This window comes from Candidatus Colwellia aromaticivorans, assembly GCF_003333305.1.
GTDB classification, from domain to species: domain Bacteria; phylum Pseudomonadota; class Gammaproteobacteria; order Enterobacterales; family Alteromonadaceae; genus Colwellia; species Colwellia aromaticivorans.
On the sequence record NZ_QOLD01000020.1, the window covers coordinates 30,632 to 49,773 of the forward strand.

Consider the following 19,142-nt stretch of genomic DNA (forward strand, 5'->3'; position numbering starts at 1 on the left):
TAGCCCCCAAACTGGTATTACTAGTTAGCTAACCTAGTAAACCAGCGTACACATGTACGCTATACTATATTTTTAATAAAAATATATCTACGCCCTTTAGCTAAAAAAGAAATGAATATCACTGATCTCAATCAATAATTATCGTAAAATATGCCGATGCAAGCTAAGTAAAACCAACTAAACATATGAATAACAAAATAAAATCAAGTTTTCAATCCGATAGTACGACCTACTCTGAACAATTTAGTGATATTAATGTTGAGTGTAGATCTGGCTACAAATTAAGGCCACAAATAACAAAACCACAACACGTCAGCATTATCGGTGGTGGTATCGCTTCTGCTTGCGCTGCTTATACTTTAACTAAGCAAGGCATAAAAGTTACTTTATACTGCAAAGACAATACTCTCGCCCAAGGCGCTTCAAGCAATGCTATCGGTGCATTGTATCCGTTATTACACCAGCAAAAAGATGACATTAGTTTATTTTACCAGCAAGCTTTTTGGCGAGCGAAAGCGCTTTATACTGAAGTGGCTGAACAAGGATTCGATTTTCCTCATAGTTGGTGTGGTTTACTAGAAATAGGCTATAAAGAGTCAATAGTAAAACGCCAAGAAAAATTCACTGAACTTGCCACTTGGCCAACCGAGCTTATTCATAAAATTAGCGCTGAACAGGCGAGTGAAATTGCCAATATAACATTAAGTAATGGCGGCCTATTTATGCCAAATGCTGGTTGGATAGCTCCTCAAGAACTTGTTAAACAAATGATTAATGTAGCCAAAGCCACAGGTAGGTTAAATGTTAATACTAATGTTTTGGTGAATAAAATAGAACAAGTACAACCCATTGAAGATCATACTCAAAAAGTGAAAGCTGAAAAAGAGAAAACACACTGGCGATTACGCACTGACAAAGGTGATTTTGATGCCAGTGTTTTAGTGGTATGTGGTGGTGCAGAAATTATTGACGCTGAGTTTATCAAACAATTGCCCTTTAGCTCAGTTCAAGGGCAAGTAACCTCGATGACAACTAACAGTCGCATTAACGCATTATCTACGGTTATTTGTCATAAAGGTTATTTAACCCCTACCAGCAACGCTTCTCAACACCAAGGCATTCATTGTATCGGTGCCACTTTTAAGAAAAATAACACGAGCACTATCGCGACAAAAGAAGATGACAAGTTCAATTTAAACATGCTTTATAGCTGCTTACCTGAGTTAGCTAAGGAAATAAATTGGACTGAGCAAGATATATCAACCAGTAAAGCAAGGCTACGCTGTATGACACCAGACCATATGCCTATGGTTGGCGCAATGCCTGATATTCAAAAACATATCGAGACATACCCTCATCTGGCCAAAGATAAAAATTGGAAATACAACCAAGCGGCGCCTGTGGTTAATAACCTTTATGTAATGATGGGCTTTGGTGCTCGTGGTTTATGTTCAGCACCTTTAGCCGCAGATATTTTAACAGCAGATTTATGCGGTACACCTTACCCTGTAAGTAACGATATGTTATTTAACTTAAGTCCAAATCGCTTTGTTATTCGCGATATAGTTAGACGAAAAGTTTAACGAATGAAATGAATGAAATATAAAATCTTATCGACGGTCTTTTATTAACATATAAATGAGTAAAAGAAGATAATTTAATGAAAAAGCTCGAACACAAATTACTCCCCTGCGTTTTTTGTACCATTGGACTTAATTGTTATGTTGTTGGCCACAACCTAGTACATGCAAGTGTTCAAAAATTAATGAACCCTAAAAATAAAGAGTCTGTGGCTAACGATGAGCAATACGATGAACATTACACTGTGTTAAAAAGTGATGACAGAAAGTTACCAAATACAAAATAAAATAAATACAGCCATGCGCCACTCCATCAATTGTCGATGATCTTATTTTCACTTTAGACTAAGATTCCCGATTAAGAAACCACGGGAATGACGCTCCTGAGCTATGTGCATAGGCATAGGCATAGGCATAGGCATAGGCATAATAATTTTAACCTTCACTTACTTAGTATCACCTAAGTGTATAGAGTTGTATTAAACAGCAATACAAACTTGGTTTGATCAGGAAGATAACATGAGTAGTAGCAAAGTTGAAAACACACTAAGCTCAATAGAACCGAACTCTAACCCTAAACCTTTATCACACATCAGCCTTGCTGCTTTTTCACAAAAAACCATCTCTGGTAAAGTGTTCAACTTTTTCGCGCCTATTTTAGATAGACTACTCGGCATAAAAAAACTCAACAACCTTTATATAGAACAACAGTTTTCAGGCCTAGACAAACAAGATTTTTCAGAAAAGCTATTAGATGCGCTAGGTGTCAGTATTTTATCGGTGGATAAAGTACTTAATAAAATTCCCAAAACAGGCAAGTGCATTGTTGTTTGTAATCATCCCTATGGCATGGTTGAAGGCGTCATTATTGCGCATCTATTAACGAACTACCGAAAAGACACCAAAGTAATGGCAAATATTGGCCTTAAAGTGTTTAAAGAAATAAACGATTATTTTATTTTTGCCAATCCATTAAAACCTAAAGCAGTGATTAATAGTACCGCCATAAAGCAATGTTATCGGCATGTAGAAAATGATGGGTTATTAGTGATATTTCCAGCCGGTCGAGTATCTTTTTATCAAAGTGAACAAAAAGTAATTACTGATGGTCATTGGAATCGCTTAGCCGTAAATATAGCTGACAAAACACAATCGCCTATTTTACCCATATTTATTTCTGGAACCAACTCAGCACTTTTTCACCGTTTAGGGCGAGTTTATTATCGTTTTCGTTTATTGATGCTAGCCCGAGAAATGTTTAAATTACAAAACCATCAAATTACACTGAGTGCCAACAACCTAATTACGCCAAAGCAATTAGCCCCCTTTAGCAACAGTGAAATGAAAAACAATCTCTTACGATTACAGTGTTACTTAAATGATCAACAGTATTTTCAACCTTGGCTACAAGATGAAGCTAAAACATTGATAAGTCCTGTCGCTGAAAAAACCGATAGTGCTTTGATAAAGTCTGAACTAGAGAAACTACCAGCAAAACAACATTTATTAGCCTTTAAACATTATGCTGTTTACTACGGTTATCAAACACAAATACCAAACTGTGTAAAAGAAATAGCCCGTTTACGTGAGTTAACTTTCCGTGATTTAGACGAAGGCAGTGGAGAGCCATACGACACCGATAAGTTTGATGCTACCTATATGCATCTATTTATCTATGATCATAATAATAATCAAATCACAGGGGCTTATCGTATTGGCCAAACAGATAGACTACAAAAGCAAGGCGGTTTAGCACAATTGTATCTGTCACAAATGTTTAACTTTAACGACGACTTTATTAACCAGCAACAACCTTGTTTGGAAATGGGACGCTCTTTTATTATTGCCAGCGAACAAAAAAGCTATCACAGCCTATTATTACTTTGGAAAGGCATTGGTGCCTATGTTTCTCAAAATCCAAGATACCGTACTTTTTACGGAACCGTTTCATTAAGTAAACTATATGATCCTCGCTCAGTTGCCATTATGGAAAAAATTATGGTGAATGCATCAGCAGGTGTAACAGCAAAAACAGCCTTTAGTGGACAACTACATCCTGAAGTAACTCAGTTTATGGAGCAAAATACTCTTGGTCTAGAAGGACTATCAACAATCATTAGCGCAATAGAGGAAGATGGTAAAGATATACCCGTACTGCTAAAGCAATATCATAAACTTGGCGCTAACTTTCATTGTATGGCTATTGATACTAACTTCAACCAAACGCCCGGTTTATTGTTAAGTGTTCATTTTCCTAGCGCGCCAAAAAAATTACTAAAACTCTATTTGGGTAATAACAAGGCTGATTATTTAGCCTACAAAGAATAGCAATTATACCCAGGTTACGCTTTTCTCAAATAAGTTGCGGTAGCTGGCGCAATACCAAAACTACTTGGTAATTCCATGCCTTGGTGCTGAGCAATTTGCGCAATCATTGCATAATGATGTACCGCGTGGCTACCAGTAAAGACTAACTCTCGCGCTAACGAGGTAGGCACTGATTGCACTTTCTGTTCATGTACTGAAACTTCTGTCGATAAAGTTAAAGCGCGCGTTAAATCTGTATTTACTAATGAATTAAGCCAGTATGAAATTTGTGACAATTTATCCAAGGCTAACGCAGGATCTTGCTCTACCTTCGAATGTCGATGCCTAATATCGTAATCAACCTTGCCTAATGGTAAGCCAGTAATAAGCGCTAAGTAATGATCAATAATATGGCGCATATGCGCCCCTGCTGAACTCATAAATAACGGTGAAAACACCTCACGGTAATTAGCATTATTATTGTTATTGGGTAGCAGATTAAGATAATCCTGCCCCTGTTTTATTATTTCTAACTGGCTAGTTAACATGCCTTAACCCTTGTCTTAATTCTCTGTACAAACAAAGACCGCGTACCATGAAATATCTTTCACTTCTTGTATCTATTCACCATACCTAGTATTCCCGTCATTCCAGTTGTGTCTTAAGCTAGAATCTCAGTGTTTAAAATTCTAGACTCCCGATTTAAAGACCTCGGGAGTGACGATAGGTGAATAGTTACCACTTCTTTAGCTATTTTAATTTTACATCGCTTGCTGTAATACCGACCAATAATTTTGCACTATGGCATTATCTTGTGGACTAAGTTCAGTTTTTACTTTGGCTAATTTATCAGTGACTGAGTCAATTAGTTCAGCTGATATTTCTTGTTGCTCACCTAATGTTGGTGACACGGCAGATGAGAATAAACCGCGTAAATAGCTACTTGCGAATAAAGTATCATTATCGATATCTTGATCAAACAAGCTATCAAAATGCTGATAAAGATCAGCGACTGTGTGCAATTTTTTTAACATGGAATCTCTTTGTAATGTTTATTTATTATGACTAAGGGGAGTTTACTTAAAAAAGGCTAATACCAAAACTAGGTAACTGACTTATTCTGGGCTAGCAACCGGATATAAAACCTGATCTTTATACCCGGTAGTAACAGGCATAAATCCTGATAATTTTTGATCTAATTTAACATCACCGGTATCACTGATTAGTGGCCTATTTTCAAGTGCGGTTAATTTAGTTTTACTGGCAATAATGGTAATATTTTCTTTCCCACCTTTTTGCTCAATGATGTGATTAATAATACGCGGGCTTAATTGTTGGTTACCTCGCCCAAACAAGTGACCTTGACCACCGATTAAGGTAATAATCAAATGCACGCTTTGCTTATTCTGCTCGGCTCGCATTAACTGTTCCCACAATTTTTCCTCGGTAACATCACTAGCGATCAAATCATTATTTTGCACCAAATCTACACCAAGTAAGGTATTGTCTAGGTTAAGCTCGGTCATTAAAAAAGCCGTTGTTGAGCCAGAGCCAATAATAAATAAGCTATCCTCGCCATCACTCATTTGATCAATGACATCTTCGCTCAGGTCATGCAATACCAGTTCATCTGACTCTTTGCCACCTGACTTCACCGCTTGTACATAACGTAACTCGCTCGGGATCTGCATTTCCCCAAAGCGCTTTGCTTTAACAACACCTTCGCGAAATAAAGATTCATCAATATCCATAATATCACCGGTCGTTAAGGTGACTAACTGTTTAGTTACCATTAACTCCACCACACGACCTGCTGCTATTGGCGTGATAGCATACACGCCCGAATGTATTTTACATCCTGCAGGGATACCTAAAACCGGTATTTGCGTTTGGTTTTGTTGGTTAGCATGTTCAGTGACTATCTTGGCAATATTACGCGCGGTACCATCGCCGCCAGCAAAAAGAATAATATCAACTTGTTCAGCAAGTAAGGCCGCAACGGATTGTTCAGTATCATCTGCCTGTGTATTGGCACTGTCGGTTTTATAAACCAATTTAACTGGAAAGCCTAACGCTTTGGCCGCTTTTTCACCCATCAAGTCATTCACCGTATAAACGGTAATTTCGTCTTGATAGGGCTGTAATACTTTTAATGCGGTTTGTGCGCGGTCATTAGCTTTTGGCTCTGCACCTAAAGCAAGCGCATGCATAGTCATGCCATCGCTACCTTTTAAAGCAACGCTACCACCAATACCAGCAACAGGGTTAATAATTAAACCTAATTTAAACATACGCTTTCTTCTTTAATTTTAGAAAAATGTTCAATCGTTAATGGGTATGGCGTATTATAAAATTGCGCTAATACTTCAATAAACTGATTAGCTCTTTCAGGAAAGCCTTTTTCTAAAAACACCTGAACTTGTTGAAATACTTTCTTTTTAAAACTATTTGTATCTGCTTGAAAGCCACTTAGGTTATCAGAAGAGACGTGAAACTTTCGTTGTGCGGCAACATTAAACGCCCACTCTATTGCTTGTGGAATAACTTCAACTTGCTCAAACTCTTTCTGTTCTTGCTCATTTCTTCCATCAGGTTTATACCAGTAGCCAAAGTCTTCTAATAACCGTCTTGCTTCACCGGCTTGACACCAATGAGATATTTCGTGAAATGCACTAGCATAATAGCCTCTAGCGAAAATAACTTGATGATACTCGCAATCATCATTAGCTGGACTATATAAAGGCTCATCACCACCTTTAACTAAACGGGTATTATGACTTTGACTGAAGCAATCATTGAATAAGGTGATAAGATCTTGATACTGATGAGACTTAATGTGATCTGGCATGAAGAGATAACAACATATAAAATTTTATGACACTATTGTAACGAAAAAATGTGATTTATACATCGTCATTTATACCTTAAATAAGTGAATATTTTTTTAGTTCTAAATCAAGAGAATTAAGGCTAAGCCGATGGATAATAGTTAAGATATTTCAGATTATTTATCCTTAAAAAATCTATTATTGTCAAGTTGTGTGAAAAATAAAAGCATTATGCCTTTAAGCATGCTTTTATTTATAAACAGAAATCTGTAAAGACATTAAACATCATCTTCGATATTACCTTTACCTTTAGTACGCTCTATAGAATCAAGCTTATGATGAATAGCCGATTTAATCATCATATAGGCGCTGATCGGTGCCGTTAGTAATAAAAATAAAGAGATGAGTATTTCTTTTACACTCAAGCCGGCTTCTGTCGTGCTAAAAAAAATCATTGCCCCAGTTAACAACGATGCCATTCCCAGTGTTGTCGCTTTAGTTGGGCCATGAAGCCGCATAAAAAAGTCAGGCATTTTCACTAAACCAATAGAGCCAACGAGTACAAAAGAACCGCCAATTAATAATAATATTGAAATAATCCATTCAGTCATAACCTAGCCCTTATTCAATGATGTCGCCGCGTAGCAAGTATTTACATACTGCGACAGTACTTACAAATCCTAGCATAGCTATTAACAGTGCTGCTTCGAAATACAATGCTGTTCCCATACTCATACCGTACAAGATGATCAATGCAATGCTATTAATGTACATAGTATCGAGTGCAAGTATTCTATCCGGTACTGATGGGCCTATTAATAAGCGCCATACGTTTAACAATAATGACAAACCTATCATGGCAAAGACAATTAAAATCACAGTTTCTAGCATTGAAATATCTCCTTAAGAGGGGCTTCGTAACGTTGCTTAATGGTGTTTATTAAGGCTTGCTCATCTTTAAGATCTAAAACGTGTATCAATAAAAATCGTTGCTCCGATGTTTTCCCTTCAATGAAAGTCTCACTACAAGGATACACTTCAGCACTGACTGTTCCCGGTGTTAATGACACAGTACTGGCCAAAATGGTAATGGGCGTACTGTGTGTTAAGTCTAACGGCACTTTAACAAACCCTGGGGTTAATTTTTTATTCGGGCCTAATATCAAAATAGCAACCTGTACATTGGCTGTAACTATGTCAAATAAAACCAGCATTAAATGACGTAATGCCAAACCTGGCTTTATAATTAATGGCTGTTTTTCTCTAAATGGATTAGTCGCCATTGGAATAACAATGGCTAAAATTGTCGCCAAGACAATATGCCCTGCTGAGACACTATTATTTAATAATAACCATACAATAAATAATAAAAGGCTCAATACTGGCGCGGGTAGCCATTTAAATCGTGTTTCTAACTGCATTACTGCCCTCCTGAAAGAATAACGTTAATGTTATTATTAAAGTCATGTAACTGGGCAGCGGCACCAGTGGCATATTCACTTAATGGTCCAGCAAAAATACTCATCAAGGGTGCACCAGAAATAAGAATAACCAATGCTACTAACTGCGCAGGATGAACGCATTCTTGCTTAGCACCTTCTGTTATCTTATCGTGATGATGCCAAAACACAGTACTACCTGCTTTAGACATACCCATTAATATCGCTAGACTTGCAAGTAAATAGAGCGGCCAAAAGACAAAGGTATATTCAGCATTCAATGTGGCTTTAAGCAGCCACACTTTACCGATAAAGCCTGACAAGGGAGGCATGCCTATTACCGCAATAGCTGCAATCAAAAAACAAACACCGAGCAATTTTGGCTGATAAAGCGGTGGTCCTGCAGCTATACGATCTGAAGCTACACCTCGTTGGCGACCAATCAAATCAGCTAAAAGGAACAGTGCAGCAGTGACCAACGTTGAATGAACTAAGTAATAAATAGCCGCAGAGCTGGCCTCAACGCTCTGTACCGCAGCCAGCGCAACTAACGTTCCCACCGAGACAATGACTAAATTAGCGGTTAATTTTCTTAAGTCTTTACTGGCTAAAACGCCCATTGCGCCCATTGCAATAGTAGCAAGTGCTAACCACCATAACCAACTTTGCGCCATATGACTCAACTCACCGGCTTCTTCGCCAAAAATTAACGTATAAACACGCATCATTGAGTAAACGCCGACTTTTGTCATAATCGCAAATAATGCCGCTACAACGGGCATCGCTGTCGCGTAAGTATTGGGTAACCACAAATGCAAGGGTAATAAAGCTCCCTTTAAAGCAAACACCACCAGCAATAACAGCCCACCTATTTTAACGAGAAAAACATTATCTCCTTGTAAAAGTGCTACTTTCTGAGCCATATCAGCCATGTTTAGTGTGCCTAACACACCGTATAGAATACCCAGGGCAATCAAAAAAATAGCCGATCCTACAAGGTTTAGGATCACATAATGTAAAGCCGCCCGAGTATTGGTTTTATCTCCACCGTGCATTAGTAATGCATACGAGGCAATCAGTAACACTTCAAAAAATACAAATAGATTAAAAGCATCACCCGTTAAAAATGCACCGTTTACCCCTAACACCAAAAAGTGTACTAATGGGTGGAAGAAGCTGCCTTTTTCATCATCACCCGCGCTCGCATATAAAACACAAACAACACCAAGTAATGTGGTTAAACAAACTAACAAGATCGAAAATGGATCAGCAACTAAAACGATACCAAAAGGTGCACTCCAATCACCAACGGCATAAACTTGCGTACCCTCGGTTTGAACTTTCAATAATAGCGCTAATGAAACTAAAAATGAGACTGTACCTAGCAATACAGAAGTGATCCTTCTGCTGGCCGTTTTGCTGCCAAAAGGTGGCAGCAATAAAATAACACCTGCCAACATGGGTAATAAAACAGGTAAAAAGGTCAAATGCTGGATCATACTTTAACCTTTTCATTTTTGTCTTTAACAGAACCATCTACATGATCACTACCTAAATCTGCTCGTCCTCTTATTGCTAAAATAACTACAAAGGCAGTCATAGCAAAGCCGATAACAATCGCGGTTAACACTAAAGCTTGCGGCAATGGATCAGCATATCCTGAACTATATCCAAGTACTGCAGCTTGGTTTAGACTTAGTCGTCCAGAGGAAAACAAGAATAAATTAACCGCGTAAGAAAGCATCGTTAGCCCTAATACAACAGTGAAAGTTCTAGCACGTAATATTAAAAATACGCCACAAGCCACTAAAAGCCCAACGCAGGATGCGTAAAGTAATTCCATTAAACATTAACCTCTTTTTTAGGTGCATTAACCGTTAATTGACCGAGGCTCGCCAAAATCATTAATGTCGCACCAACAACCGTAATATAAACACCTACATCAAATACCAATGCACTAGCGAGTTCAATTTCCCCAATCAAAGGAATATCAAAATAATCAAACCAAGTGGTCATGAAAGGTCTGCCAAAGAACCAACTGCCAACCCCTGTAAATAACGCGATAGCAATTCCTGACGCAATAATCTTGCGGTAATTTATCGTTAACCGCTCAGCAATCCAATTTGAGCCATGCGCTATATACTGCAAAATAAACGCCACTGCGGTCACCAAACCTGCGATAAACCCACCGCCAGGGAGATTGTGTCCACGTAAGAAAATATAAAACGACACCATTAATGCCAAAGGCAGTAATGACTGAGAAATACTGGCTAATAATACCGGGTAACGCTCTTTCGCCCATGGCCGCCCTTCACTATCACTGGTTGGCATAAACAATGGTAAGTTGATTAATAACTTGTAAATACCTAAAGCAGCAATGCCCAGTACGCAAATTTCACCTAAGGTATCAAAACCACGAAAATCCACCAAAATAACATTAACAACGTTAGTACCACCGCCCCCTGTTTTAGCATTGGCTAAGAAAAAGTCCGAGATTGATTCAAGTGGACGGGTAATTAATGCATAACAAATACTCGCAACAACAATACCCAAGCCAGCTGAAATCCCTACGTCACGAAGCACACGCATAGAGCTAGACTCTCTTGGCGAGTGCTGTGGTAAGAAAAACAATGCCAACATAAGTAAAATAATAGTAACTACTTCTACCGTTAATTGCGTTAATGCTAGATCCGGTGCAGAAAACCGAGTAAACGCGACAGACACCATTAAACCCACAACTGAAATCATCAACAATGATACCACTCGTTTGCGATACCAAATCACAGTACAAATTGCACCAACCATTAACAACGCTGCGCCCATCGCATTATGAACATCAATTGGCGTCAGTTGTTTTTGCCCACTTAACTGATTCATTTCAAATAATGGCCAACCAGCAAAAAGTAACACAACCAGAAATATCAACATTAAATAACGTTGTAAAGAGCCATTTTCTATGGCGTTTATTTTAAGCTGACACCAGGTTGTTATGGCAGACATTGCGCCATCGAAGGCCTTTTTAGCATTTAAAGAAGGCAGTGACTCTTGGAATTTGTATAGATGTCGTCGCTGTGCGTACAGAAATAAGCCACCACCTACTGCAAAGGCGCTCATCAATAGAGGTAAGTTAAAACCGTGCCATAGCGCAACCTTAAATTCTGGTACGTAACCACCGAGAACAGCAAAAGATGCCGCCTTTAAAATATCATCAATAATAAAGTTTGGAAATATTCCTACAAGTAAACATAAAGCTACAAGTATCTCAATTGGCACTCGCATATAACGAGGCGGCTCACTAGGCTGTTTGGGTAAATCAATGGGATCGCCATTAAAGAAAACATCATGAATAAAGCGCGCTGAATAAGCCACGGCTAAAGCGCCAGCAACAGTTGCCAACACAGGAATAAGCCAAGACATAGAGCCAAGTAGCTGTTGATGTAGCGTCTCAGCAAAAAACATTTCTTTAGACAAGAAGCCATTTAACAGTGGCACACCTGCCATCGCTGCTGCTGCAACCATTGCCAAGGTAGCCGTGTAAGGCATAAATCGCCACATGCCGTTGAGCTTTCTCATGTCACGCGTACCGGTTTCATGGTCAATAATGCCCGTTGCCATAAACAAAGAGGCTTTAAATGTTGCATGATTAATGATATGAAAAATGGCTGCTACTGCCGCAAGCTTAGTATCCAAACCAAATAATAAGGTGATCAAACCTAAATGGCTGATGGTCGAATAGGCTAATAAACCTTTTAAATCATGTTTAAATAACGCGATATAAGCGCCAAACAATAATGTCGCGAGTCCGGTTAAACTAACAATAATAAACCATATGTCAGTACCGGCTAAGGCTGGGTAAAAACGCGCTAATAAGAAGATCCCCGCTTTTACCATTGTGGCCGAGTGCAGATAAGCACTTACCGGTGTTGGCGCCGCCATCGCATGTGGTAACCAAAAATGAAAAGGAAATTGTGCTGATTTAGTGAACGCGCCAAGTAATATTAAAATTAAGGTGACTTCGTACCAAGCATGCGCCTGAATAATTTCTCTGCTGGCTAAAATAACATCTAAATTGTAACTACCAACGATATTACCCAATAAAAGCAAGCCAGCCAATAATGCTAAACCGCCACCACCAGTTACAGTTAAGGCCATGATTGCGCCTTTACGTGCTTCGGGTTTATGCCACCAATAACTAATTAACAAAAACGAGCTAATACTGGTAAGTTCCCAAAAAAACCAGAGCTGAATGACATTGTTTGACATAACAATACCAAGCATTGCTGTCATAAATAACATCAAATACGCATAAAGCTTAGGCATGGAGTCATTACTACTTAGGTAATAACGGGCATAAAAGATAACTAATATACCAATCCCTAATATCATAAAAACAAATAACAGCGCTAAGCCGTCTAAACGAAAAGCAATATCTACACCTAATAAAGGGATCCACGAAAATGTTTCACGGATAACCTCACCAGAAAATACTGCTGGCGCTAAGCTAATCGTCATTAATAAGGCGATGATCGGCATTAACATCGTCAACCTTGTCGATTGGTTACGAGTTAACTTACCCGTCATTGAAGAAATAATACTGCCAAGTAAGGATAACAAGGGTATCCAAAGCAAAGTCATAGAGTAAACCTTATTTATTTTTCTTATTAGAAGTCATGGTATCGAGAGATATTGCCATATTATGTCAAATCATATAGCACTGGCAAACATTATCACTCTGAAAATTTGTAACGATATTACCACGAAGTAACACAATAATTAGCACTAAAGTCTAATGAAAATTCGGACTTTTCACTTATTAACGTCGAAAATTCAAATAAACTGTCTATTTTCACTAGTTATACTAGTGTCAGCACCCGTGTTAAGTGTAGTATTTAGCCTAATGATGCGTTAATAGGCTTATACCAAGTCTATTAAGTTATTTCCTGCTCAGCGAGAATTAAAAGGCTAAGAGGCAAGGCTTTAATTAAAGATAATGGTTATTCCCTTATCAAAATAAATAACGCAGCATATAAGCCTTTTAAACTCGCCCTCCGGGAGCTTATTAGCAAACTGATAACATCGCAAAATTGGTAAAATATAGAATAACTATGTTTAATCAATTTCACTTGTTCTAAGCTCACTAATAGTAGCTCTGAGCTGGGAATAAATTTAATAGAATTGGTATTACAGGTACCTGATGAAAAAACTCGACAATATAGACCTTCGTATTTTAACTCTCTTGTATAATGATGCTGATATCACTAATAAAGAATTAGCCGCTAAAATAGGTATTGCCCCATCAACTTGTTTAGAGCGAGTTAAACGCCTTAAACAAAATGGGGTAATTAAAGGCGCTTTTATTGATGTTAACTTAAAGATCATCGGTGGAAATATTGAAGCCATTGCCGCCATTCGTTTACAGCCTTATTCTGAAGAAATTGTAAATAAATTTCGCGATGACTTATTAAGATACCCAGAGATATTAAACCTTTATCATATGGGTGGCAGTTACGATTATTATATTCACATGTCAGTACAAGACAGCGAACATTTACGTCAGTTTGTTTTTAAAAAAATCACATCGCGTGATGAAGTTACCACGGTGGAAACTTCATTAGTATTTGAACATAGCCGCAGTGGTGTATTGCCTGATTTTCAATAAGAATAACCCTCGTTATTTAATTTCGATTTTTCGCTATTCTCGAATGATTTCTTTTTGTTGATGCTCCTTTACGGTTTGAGGCTTTATGGCTTGAAGCTTTAGTTGCTCGGTGCTGCTCTTTTCTTACCGATGATGCAACACGCTTATTTGGTTTTGGCTTTTGTTTTCTTTTTTGCTGACTTATTTGGCGACTCTGCTTATGTTGATGAGAACTTGTACTTCGCGGTTTCTGGTGCAACGCTGAATGTTTAGAAACTTGACGAGACTTCACTTTATTGTGCTTTACCTTATGACTAGCCTTATGACTAGCCTTATGACTAGCCTTATGACTAGCCTTATGATTAACTTTATTCTTAGGGTTATATTTTGCTTTGTACTGTGACTTATTGGCAGCGTGTAACCTTTGTTTAATTTTATGATGACTGCTTTTTAATTGCTTGTTAACACGGTGAGCACCTACACGCTTACTGTAATATTTTTCACTGGTTCGTTTAGTTCGATAAGCAACGCCTTTTCGATGAGAAGGTTTATGCGACCAACGTTTTGCGTAACCACCATTAGCAACTAAACGACGCGGGCGCTGATGATAATAACGATAATGACCACGATTGGGGTTAACGACCACCACATGACGATTGTGCCAATGAACAGCGCTAAAAAAATAATTAAAAGTAATATGAACGCCGGTATGCCAATAAAAAGGACGGTAATGACTTACATATACATTGCGATACGGACGCCAATAAACCGGTGGATAGGCTGACCAATACCATGAACCATAGACCATACGAGAGTCATAGTAAGGCACATACACAACCTCTTTTTCTCGCGACAAAATACTAATATTATTATCTTGATAGTCAATATCCATATTGTTCATTTTTTTAAGGCTGCCTGCTAACTTAGCCTGTTTTCTTAACGTTTGAATACTTAGCAACAATCGTGATTCATCTTGCAAAAAAGCATCACCAAGCACTTGTGTCCAACTTAAATCTTCACTTAATCGGCTCAAAACACGCTCAAATGGAATTAACGCTTTGACACTGGCGTCCCAATTAAAATTGTCTATTAACTCCTTCTTTTGCCCAGTACTTAGATTGTCATTTTTTTTCAACCAACGGTGGGCTTCGATAATTTCAATGGGGTAAGTTGAAGCAATTAAAATATGTGTTAATAAACTGTCGGGGTACAAAGCAATAGGCGCCAGCATTTGAGCCAGCTCTGCATCGCTAAATGTTTGCTCTTCTTGCTCAGCTATTGTGGTAAAACTTACCAACATACTGACAACTAGGCTTAGATAAAATATGATGTTTTTCATTATGATGATCCTTATAACCAATTACTCGTTATAAGAATATCAATAGTAAACTGAACGCAAGCTGAACAATCATAGCTGTTATCATTCACGTGCAGAGTTTTAGTGAGAATTAGAAGGTAAGAATTAGAATGTGAGAATAAAAGCAGCGCCACCTAGTAATGTGGAAGTGCTAATAGCTAATTGCCCTTGATAACTACTAACCAAATCTCGCACAATGGCTAGGCCAATGCCGTGGCCTGCATGATAAGTGTCAGCTCTTGTTCCTCGCGCTAGAATAGCTTGTTGTTTCGATGCTTCAATGCCAACACCATCATCTTCAACGGTTATGGTCAATTGTTTATCGTTGCCCTTTACAGTAACCGTAACTGCAAATTTTGCAGCCTTACAAGCGTTGTCTACAACATTACCTAGCATTTCCATCAAATCAGCTTCATCGCCCTTAAATAAAGCGCTTTTATCAATATTAACAGTAAAGCGTAATTGCTTCTCTTGATAAATTTTCATCAAGCTAGCGATAAGTTTGTCTAATACTGGTTTCACCGAGACCCCTAAATGCCATGAAGACTCACCAGCACTTTGTGCTCTTTTTAATTGATGTTCGATGATATTATTAATCAAACTAATTTGCTGACGGGCATCTTTTGATAAGTTTGCTTCGCTTTGCATAATAGCCAATGGATTTTTTAAACTATGCGCTAAATCAGATAAGGCATTGCGATAACGTTTACGTTGATTCTGTTCAGTTAATAACAACGTATTTAGCTGTGAGGTAACTTGCTGTAATTCGAGTGGGTAATGTGCGTTTAATGCATTCTTCTTACCTTGCTCTATATTCGCCAGCTCATGGGCTAACACTTTTAACGGCTTCAATGTCCACAGCAACCAAGCCACTTGAATCACTATAAACACTAACATTAAGGCAATAAGCCAGCTCCATAGTTGTTGTTTAAAATCATTTAGCGCAAGCAATAATTCTTTTTGATCTTTAATTAAATGTAAGGTGATAGGAAATGGCTGTGCATTATCAGAAAAACTTACACTAAAGCTATAAAGTAAATGTTTTCTTCCTTCAAGCATAATAGAAGAGAAGGCACTTTCTCCGACTTTTGGTGACGGGATAAATTCAGCAGATAACGCCTGTATTGGCAGAGTTAATAATGATTGTGATTGCCATAATTTTTCTGCTCGAAAGTTTTGCTTAGGTAGCGAATAAATCAAGGCATATAAGCCAGATTGACTGATATTAAATTGATTTTCCAACAGGTATTCAGGCATCAATAACTGACGTTCATCAACTTCTGCAACGGTTAGAATGGAGTAACTATAGGCGGTAAGTTCATTTTTCATTGCAATACTTAACTGACGTTCAAAAGCCTGAGTTAACGTAAAACCAATAACAGGCAACATGACAATAGTCATCACTAAAGTACTTAATAGCACCCGAATTTTTAATGAATTTATTTTCCAAAAGGGAGGCGTAATCGCTTTTGTTTCCATTATTGACTTACGCGCTTTAATTTATAACCGTGCCCACGAAGCGTTTCGATAAAACCATAGTCGTTGTTAGGATCGAGTTTCTTGCGTAAACGACGAATAAATACTTCAATGACGTTAGAGTCTAAATCAAAGTCTTGATCATAAATATGTTCAGTTAATAGCGCTTTCGATGTAACTTCATCAAGGTGCAACATCATGTATTCAAGTAATTTATATTCCGAACTACTTAATTTCACTACTTGGTTATTCACTTCAACAAGCAGGCTTTTAGTATTAATAGATAACGGGCCATTTTTTATTAGTGGGCTCGCCTGCCCTGCTGAGCGACGAATAAGTGCATTTAAGCGGGCAAGTAATTCTTCTGCGTGAAATGGTTTAGTCAGGTAATCATCGGCACCGGCATCTAAGCCAGCGACTTTATCTTGCCAGCTGTTACGTGCAGTTAGTACCAAAATAGGAAAGATTTTATTTTTTTCTCGTAAAGATTTAATAACACTAATACCATCAATAACGGGTAAACCAATATCAATTACCGCAGCATCATAAGGGTATTCTAACCCCTGAAATAATCCTGTTTCACCATCGCTAGCAACATCAACCAAATAATTTGCCGCTAATAAATGTTTGTTTAAGTTTTGTTGTAGAGCAATGTCATCTTCTATAAGCAATAAACGCATAATCTTATCGCCCACTTATTCGGCCAGACTTGGCATCAACAAAAACAGAAATAATATGACCATCTTTTTTAATCAGCTTAACTCTATAACCTGATTTTTGTGATTGCACCTTGAGTACTTTACCACCAAAACGTCTTTGAGCCAGTTGAGCCGCTTGTTTAGTACTTTTAACCCGTACCTGCTGCTTACTAGTTTGCTGATTAGTTTTCATTGTGTTTATTGTTGCAGCGAAGTTTCCTTGAGCAACCGCGGGCACAGAAAAGGTAATCATAAAAGTAGTGACCAAAATAATAATTAAAGATAAAACAGATTTCATTATTTTTCCGAGTGCTGACATTAATAGCTATAGCTTATACCAATTGAATTAATGAATGTACCACTTAGCGAGAATTAAAAGGCTTCCTTCGACAAGCTCAGGACCGACGAAGGCAAGGCATTGATTGAAGTGAATGGTTATTGCCCTTGTCAAAATCAATAACGCCGCTTGTAAGCCTTTACCTTTTATTAGGTACTCGCCCTTCGGGAGTTTCGTAGCAAACTGATAACATCACAAAATGAATGAAATATAGAATAACTATGTTTAACTCATTTTGTTTGTTCTAAGCTCGCTACGTAAATCTAAGTTGGTCGATTCATTATTTCAATTGGTATTATTAAAATAATACCCCTTCGCAACTGAACATTCGCTGAACAGTAATTTAATACACACTAAATTCTCACTAAAAAGTTATGAATGCTTAAAATGTTCAGCTTGTATTCATCTTCATTACGCTCTAATAGCTTCAATAGCTTCAATAGCAGCAAATATTAATAGGACAATATTATGAGTAAGGTGATGTTCAAAAAATTTATCAACAAGAGCGTTGTAGGCATATTTCTACTAGCAAACTTAATTGTTAGCAGCTACACAATTGCCGAAGAACAAACAAGTATTTCATTTGGGGAATTATCACAAAACCTTACTACTGATATTAGGCTTGCCATTACCAAAGAAAATAGTGAGGCATCGATTGTTGACCAACACATTGGTAAAGCAACAGGTAAAACCAGAACAGAAATACTAGAAAATAAAATATCGAAAACCACATCATTCGCGCGTAGTAACAGCTACAACAACTATGCTGACTTTGCTATTTACGGTGCAACAACACTATTGCAAGATGATTATGACGGAGATGGCTTTTACCAAACTTTTAGCGTTAGTTTTGATGCTGACATTTATAGTTATACTCCGAGCCAATTGGGTGAAGTGTATGCTTTATTGTATATAAGTAAAAATGGCGGACCTTGGACACATTACTACACCACTGACAACTTTCTTATAGAAGGCGATTCAGACTTAGATGAATATGAAGTAATAACTACTTTTTTATCCGGTTATTCTGCTGATCATTACGATATATTAATTGATTTATACCAAGTAGGTTATAGCGATATTGTGGCAAGTTATAGCGCTGACGACAGTAATGCTTTATACGCTTTACCACTAGAAAGTGCCGATTATGATGAGCCCTATATAGAATATATAGAAGTTATTGAAATAAGCCACGGTGGCAGTTTTTCAATAGTCATACTATTACTTTTTCTATTCATATATTCGGTTCGTACCGTAAATAGAAAATACTAATTTTTAATAATACCAAGTTGATTAAGTTCTTTCCCACTCAGCGAGAATTAAAAAGCTTAGAGGCAAGGCATTGATTGAAGAGAATGGTTATTCCCTTATCAAAATCAATAACGCAGCATGTAAGCTTTTTAAACTCGCCCTTTGGGAACTTGCTCGATGCCCACTAACATCGTTAAATTAATTTGATTTAGAGTGACTAGATCTAAATAA

At 37.7% G+C, this 19,142-nt stretch carries 19 protein-coding genes; 5 read left to right on the forward strand and 14 right to left on the reverse strand.

Going from position 1 to position 19,142, the window contains the following annotated elements; all coding sequences use genetic code 11:
• The first annotated feature begins 185 nt into the window (after nt 1–185).
• The 3 genes from mnmC1 to DWA31_RS03665 all read left to right on the forward strand — a co-directional run bounded on the left by mnmC1 (nt 186) and on the right by DWA31_RS03665 (nt 3,908).
• Nucleotides 186–1,583 (forward strand): FAD-dependent 5-carboxymethylaminomethyl-2-thiouridine(34) oxidoreductase MnmC1, encoded by a 1,398-nt coding sequence (gene mnmC1, locus DWA31_RS03655; protein WP_114325312.1) that lies wholly within the window; start codon nt 186–188, stop codon nt 1,581–1,583.
• 77 nt (nt 1,584–1,660) lie between these two features.
• Nucleotides 1,661–1,867: a hypothetical protein gene (locus DWA31_RS03660; protein WP_114325313.1), complete on the forward strand. Its 207-nt coding sequence runs from the start codon at nt 1,661–1,663 to the stop codon at nt 1,865–1,867.
• 232 nt (nt 1,868–2,099) lie between these two features.
• Entirely contained in the window at nt 2,100–3,908 is a 1,809-nt protein-coding gene (locus DWA31_RS03665) for a bifunctional lysophospholipid acyltransferase family protein/GNAT family N-acetyltransferase (RefSeq protein WP_114325314.1), read from the forward strand.
• Between the two features lie 14 nt (nt 3,909–3,922).
• On the opposite strand, the gene DWA31_RS03670 is transcribed toward DWA31_RS03665, so the two are convergent.
• From DWA31_RS03670 to DWA31_RS03715, 10 genes are all read right to left on the reverse strand, one after another.
• Nucleotides 3,923–4,435 (reverse strand): DinB family protein, encoded by a 513-nt coding sequence (locus tag DWA31_RS03670; RefSeq protein WP_114325315.1) that lies wholly within the window; start codon nt 4,433–4,435, stop codon nt 3,923–3,925.
• A 213-nt stretch (nt 4,436–4,648) separates the two neighbouring features.
• Nucleotides 4,649–4,921 carry a YfcL family protein gene (locus DWA31_RS03675; RefSeq protein ID WP_114325316.1) on the reverse strand — a complete coding sequence of 91 codons (273 nt, stop codon included), beginning with the start codon at nt 4,919–4,921 and terminating at the stop codon, nt 4,649–4,651.
• An 81-nt stretch (nt 4,922–5,002) separates the two neighbouring features.
• Nucleotides 5,003–6,178 (reverse strand): ATP-NAD kinase family protein, encoded by a 1,176-nt coding sequence (locus DWA31_RS03680; RefSeq protein WP_114325317.1) that lies wholly within the window; start codon nt 6,176–6,178, stop codon nt 5,003–5,005.
• The gene (locus tag DWA31_RS03685; RefSeq protein WP_114325318.1) at nt 6,166–6,735 is read right to left on the reverse strand and encodes an elongation factor P hydroxylase; all 570 of its coding nucleotides are present in this window, start codon (nt 6,733–6,735) and stop codon (nt 6,166–6,168) included. The genes DWA31_RS03680 and DWA31_RS03685 overlap by 13 nt, the downstream gene beginning before the upstream one ends.
• Before the next feature lie 258 nt (nt 6,736–6,993).
• The gene (locus tag DWA31_RS03690) at nt 6,994–7,326 is read right to left on the reverse strand and encodes a Na+/H+ antiporter subunit G (RefSeq protein ID WP_114325319.1); all 333 of its coding nucleotides are present in this window, start codon (nt 7,324–7,326) and stop codon (nt 6,994–6,996) included.
• A 10-nt stretch (nt 7,327–7,336) separates the two neighbouring features.
• Entirely contained in the window at nt 7,337–7,606 is a 270-nt protein-coding gene (locus DWA31_RS03695) for a K+/H+ antiporter subunit F (protein ID WP_114325320.1), read from the reverse strand.
• A complete protein-coding gene (locus DWA31_RS03700) occupies nt 7,600–8,136 on the reverse strand; it encodes a Na+/H+ antiporter subunit E (protein ID WP_114325321.1) in 537 nt (178 codons plus the stop codon). The genes DWA31_RS03695 and DWA31_RS03700 overlap by 7 nt, the downstream gene beginning before the upstream one ends.
• Nucleotides 8,136–9,653 carry a monovalent cation/H+ antiporter subunit D gene (locus DWA31_RS03705; RefSeq protein WP_114325322.1) on the reverse strand — a complete coding sequence of 506 codons (1,518 nt, stop codon included), beginning with the start codon at nt 9,651–9,653 and terminating at the stop codon, nt 8,136–8,138. Before DWA31_RS03705 ends, DWA31_RS03700 begins: the two co-directional genes overlap by 1 nt.
• Nucleotides 9,650–9,997: a Na+/H+ antiporter subunit C gene (locus DWA31_RS03710; RefSeq protein ID WP_114325323.1), complete on the reverse strand. Its 348-nt coding sequence runs from the start codon at nt 9,995–9,997 to the stop codon at nt 9,650–9,652. The genes DWA31_RS03705 and DWA31_RS03710 overlap by 4 nt, the downstream gene beginning before the upstream one ends.
• Nucleotides 9,997–12,789: a monovalent cation/H+ antiporter subunit A gene (locus DWA31_RS03715; protein WP_114325324.1), complete on the reverse strand. Its 2,793-nt coding sequence runs from the start codon at nt 12,787–12,789 to the stop codon at nt 9,997–9,999. The genes DWA31_RS03710 and DWA31_RS03715 overlap by 1 nt, the downstream gene beginning before the upstream one ends.
• Nucleotides 12,790–13,348: 559 nt before the next feature.
• Between DWA31_RS03715 and DWA31_RS03720 the strand changes: the two genes are divergently transcribed.
• Complete coding sequence (locus DWA31_RS03720; protein WP_114325325.1) at nt 13,349–13,813, forward strand: Lrp/AsnC family transcriptional regulator; 465 nt, start codon at nt 13,349–13,351, stop codon at nt 13,811–13,813.
• Between the two features lie 16 nt (nt 13,814–13,829).
• Here DWA31_RS03720 and DWA31_RS03725 read toward each other — a convergent pair whose 3' ends face one another.
• From DWA31_RS03725 to DWA31_RS03740, 4 genes are all read right to left on the reverse strand, one after another.
• Nucleotides 13,830–15,131, reverse strand: coding sequence for a DUF3300 domain-containing protein (locus tag DWA31_RS03725; RefSeq protein ID WP_245942470.1), 1,302 nt, complete (start codon nt 15,129–15,131; stop codon nt 13,830–13,832).
• A 123-nt stretch (nt 15,132–15,254) separates the two neighbouring features.
• Nucleotides 15,255–16,628, reverse strand: a complete 1,374-nt coding sequence (locus DWA31_RS03730) for an ATP-binding protein (RefSeq protein ID WP_114325326.1) — start codon at nt 16,626–16,628, stop codon at nt 15,255–15,257.
• The gene (locus tag DWA31_RS03735; protein WP_114325327.1) at nt 16,628–17,305 is read right to left on the reverse strand and encodes a response regulator transcription factor; all 678 of its coding nucleotides are present in this window, start codon (nt 17,303–17,305) and stop codon (nt 16,628–16,630) included. The genes DWA31_RS03730 and DWA31_RS03735 overlap by 1 nt, the downstream gene beginning before the upstream one ends.
• Before the next feature lie 4 nt (nt 17,306–17,309).
• Entirely contained in the window at nt 17,310–17,621 is a 312-nt protein-coding gene (locus DWA31_RS03740) for a PepSY domain-containing protein (protein ID WP_168427277.1), read from the reverse strand.
• Between the two features lie 519 nt (nt 17,622–18,140).
• On the opposite strand from DWA31_RS03740, the gene DWA31_RS03745 reads away from it, so the two are divergent.
• Entirely contained in the window at nt 18,141–18,932 is a 792-nt protein-coding gene (locus tag DWA31_RS03745) for a choice-of-anchor H family protein (RefSeq protein ID WP_168427278.1), read from the forward strand.
• The last annotated feature ends 210 nt before the right edge of the window (nt 18,933–19,142 follow it).